Source organism: Sphingomonas bacterium, from assembly GCF_903643065.1.
GTDB lineage: Bacteria > Pseudomonadota > Alphaproteobacteria > Sphingomonadales > Sphingomonadaceae > Sphingomonas.
The window spans coordinates 1-2,780 of sequence record NZ_CAHJWX010000425.1 but is presented as its reverse complement, the minus strand read 5'-3'; the positions used below and the strand labels follow the sequence as shown (position 1 = coordinate 2,780).

At 67.1% G+C, this 2,780-nt stretch carries 6 protein-coding genes; 4 read left to right on the top strand and 2 right to left on the bottom strand.

From position 1 onward, the window contains the following. Window positions 1–73: 73 nt before the first annotated feature. Window positions 74–469: a glycine-rich domain-containing protein gene (locus HUU95_RS13310; protein ID WP_254602800.1), complete on the bottom strand. Its 396-nt coding sequence runs from the start codon at window positions 467–469 to the stop codon at window positions 74–76. Continuing rightward, a complete protein-coding gene (locus HUU95_RS13305; RefSeq protein WP_174280544.1) occupies window positions 435–866 on the bottom strand; it encodes a VOC family protein in 432 nt (143 codons plus the stop codon). Before HUU95_RS13305 ends, HUU95_RS13310 begins: the two co-directional genes overlap by 35 nt. Before the next feature lie 137 nt (window positions 867–1,003). Here HUU95_RS13305 and cobS point away from each other — a divergent pair, with 137 nt between their 5' ends. From cobS to HUU95_RS14720, 4 genes are all read left to right on the top strand, one after another. Continuing rightward, on the top strand, window positions 1,004–2,008 hold the full coding sequence (cobS, locus tag HUU95_RS13300; RefSeq protein ID WP_174280543.1) for a cobaltochelatase subunit CobS: 1,005 nt from the start codon (window positions 1,004–1,006) through the stop codon (window positions 2,006–2,008). A 3-nt stretch (window positions 2,009–2,011) separates the two neighbouring features. Continuing rightward, entirely contained in the window at window positions 2,012–2,317 is a 306-nt protein-coding gene (locus HUU95_RS13295; RefSeq protein ID WP_174280542.1) for a nucleotidyltransferase family protein, read from the top strand. Beyond that, window positions 2,307–2,651, top strand: a complete 345-nt coding sequence (locus HUU95_RS13290; RefSeq protein ID WP_174280541.1) for a HepT-like ribonuclease domain-containing protein — start codon at window positions 2,307–2,309, stop codon at window positions 2,649–2,651. The genes HUU95_RS13295 and HUU95_RS13290 overlap by 11 nt, the downstream gene beginning before the upstream one ends. Beyond that, the coding region (locus tag HUU95_RS14720; protein WP_174280540.1) for a hypothetical protein at window positions 2,648–2,780 on the top strand (133 nt) is incomplete at its 3' end. The genes HUU95_RS13290 and HUU95_RS14720, both read left to right, overlap by 4 nt.

Here is a 2,780-nt window from a genome sequence, read left to right as displayed (position 1 = left end):
CCGGCCAGCAGCTTGAATCAGACTTCTTCGACCAGGGGAATCCCAAACCGATTCAGCCCAGATGACTCAGACTCTAGTAATCGCGCGTATAGGTCAGGTGCAGGTGCCAGGCTTGGTCCACCGCGTCCGATGGCGTCACCGGGTGCCCGGCGGCGATGGCCAAGAAGCAGAAGCGCCGGTATTCGGCCACGACACGCTCGGCCGCCGCCGGCGACCAGCCATTCTCGCGCCCGAGGCGGGTGGTGAAGGGCAAGGCCGCGTCGGCGGGGCCGATCGCGTAGCGGGACAGCGGGGTCCAGCGCGGGTCGGCGAAGGCGGGACGGGCAGGATGCACGTCGTTCACGAACCACCATTGCCCGAGTGGGATGGCGCTTTGATGACCGCCCATGATCGACGCCGCCAGCCATGGTCGCGCCGCGTCGCAACCTTCCTGGTCAGGCCGCCCCGGCAGGCCGGGCCATCGCCGCATCGAAGGCGCCCGCGTCCAGCCACATCGGGCCAAAGCCGTGCCCGTCGGGATCCTCGAACGCGCGGGCGTACATGAAGCCGTGATCCTCCGCGCCATGCAGCTCGCGCCCGCCGGCGGCGACCGCCGCCTCGCTGATCGCGTCCACCGCGGCGCGGCTGTCGAGCCCGAGCGCGAAGAGCGCGCCGCTCGCCTCGCGCGCGTCGATGATCCGCTTGGGCGTCAGGTCGGCGTAGCGATCGTGCGACGCCAGCATGATCGTGATCGTGTCGGACCAGCGCAGCGCCGCCGCGCCGTCGCCGCTGAAGCGCGCGTCCGGCTCGAAGCCGATCGCCGCGTAGAACGCCGCCGATCGCGCCACGTCGGTGACGGGCAGGTTGATGAAGATCGACTTGGTCATCACAATCCTCCTTGCGACTCGACATGTCGATGTGATGCCTGTTCGGCAGGCAAGTCCAATCGCCGCTTGCGTCCGCGCCGGAAAAGGTGGCGGCAAGCGGTTGAGTCGTCCCGCCCCCATGCCCTAAGGTCCCCGGCATGACCGACCTGCCCAACACCCAGCCGTTCAGCCGCGACACCACGCTGCTCGACGCGCCCGATCAGATGAAGAAGGTGCGCGACCTGTTCGGCCTCGACACCGACATGGAGGTCCCCGCCTTCAGCGAGGCGGACGAGCGCGTGCCCGATCTCGATCCCGCCTATGTGTTCGATCCCGACACGACGCTGGCGGTGCTGGCGGGGTTCGCGCACAACCGGCGCGTGATGGTGCAGGGCTATCACGGCACCGGCAAGTCGACGCATATCGAGCAGGTCGCGGCGCGGCTCAACTGGCCGTGTATCCGCATCAACCTGGACGCGCACATCAGCCGCATCGACCTGGTCGGCCGCGACGCGATCGTGCTGCGCGACGGGCAGCAGGTGACCGAGTTCCGCGAGGGCCTGCTCCCCTGGGCGCTGCAGACGCCGACCGCGCTGGTGTTCGACGAATATGACGCTGGGCGCCCCGACGTGATGTTCGTGATCCAGCGCGTGCTGGAGACGGAGGGCAAGCTGACCTTGCTCGACCAGAACCGCGTCATCCGGCCCAATCCGTGGTTCCGCCTGTTCGCCACCGCCAACACGGTCGGGCTGGGCGACACGAGCGGGCTGTATCACGGCACGCAGCAGATCAACCAGGGCCAGATGGACCGCTGGAACGTGGTGATCACGCTCAACTACCTGCCCGCCGCCGTCGAGGCGCAGATCGTGCTCGCCAAGTCGGGCGAATATGACAAGCCCGACGGCAAGAAGACGGTGGACGCGATGGTGCGCGTGGCGGACATGACCCGCAAGGGCTTCGTCGCGGGCGACATCTCGACGGTGATGAGCCCGCGCACCGTCATCACCTGGGCGCAGAACGCGCTGATCTTCGGCGATGTCGGCTTCGCGTTCCGCCTGTCGTTCCTCAACAAATGCGACGAGAACGAGCGGTCGCTGGTGGCGGAATATTACCAGCGCGTGTTCGGCAAGGACCTGCCGGAGAGCGTGGTCGGAAGGAACTGACGCGTGCACGCGGCGGAGGCTGTCAGGCGATTGCGAGAGCGCGAGAGGGAACTCCGCGCGCTTGGGATCACACAATTGTCGATTTTCGGTTCCACCGCGCGGGGCGAGCAGGGCGATGGGTCGGACGTCGATCTTGCTGCCGTGATGGACTATGAGCAGGTCTGGAAGCTCGGACCGTTCGGGTTCTTCGGCATCGAGGACCAAGTCGCCGCCATGTTAGGGGTCAGGGTCGACTTGATCACGGAGCCTCAAGCGCGCGCGCCACGCCTGCAGGCGCAGATCGACCGGGATCGCGTGCATGTTTTCTGACCGCGAACGCCAGCTGATGCAGGATGTCGTCGACAACGCAGACCGCATCGCCGCTCACCTCGCCGACATGGATTTCGCGGCGTTCGAACGTGATGCGCGAACCACCGATGCGGTCGAGCGCTGCCTTCAGCGCCTCACCGAGGCGGTGATCCAATTGGGGCAGGAAGCCGCGATAAGGGCCGATCCAACGTTACCGTGGCATCATGTGCGCACTCTCGGCAACCGGTTGCGGCACGATTATCGTCGCATCGAGCCAGAGGTGATCTTCAGGACGGCGACGGTACAAGTGCCTGCGCTTGGCGCGGCTATCGCGGCGACGCTGACCACATCATGACCGCCGAGACCCCGCTCGATCGCTTCAAGGCCGTGCTGACCGGTGCCGCGCGGGCGATCGCGAACGAGCCGGAGGTGGAGCTGGCCTTCACCGCCGACGCGCCGGTGCAGGCGGGCAAGCACCTCAAAG

What these genes read in the sequence shown, in the direction of transcription:
- HUU95_RS13310 (WP_254602800.1), bottom strand. Translation starts at nt 469, where the DNA reads ATGCGGCGATGGCCCGGCCTGCCGGGGCGGCCTGACCAGGAAGGTTGC.
- HUU95_RS13305 (WP_174280544.1), bottom strand. Translation starts at nt 866, where the DNA reads ATGACCAAGTCGATCTTCATCAACCTGCCCGTCACCGACGTGGCGCGA.
- cobS (WP_174280543.1), top strand. Translation starts at nt 1,004, where the DNA reads ATGACCGACCTGCCCAACACCCAGCCGTTCAGCCGCGACACCACGCTG.
- HUU95_RS13290 (WP_174280541.1), top strand. Translation starts at nt 2,307, where the DNA reads ATGTTTTCTGACCGCGAACGCCAGCTGATGCAGGATGTCGTCGACAAC.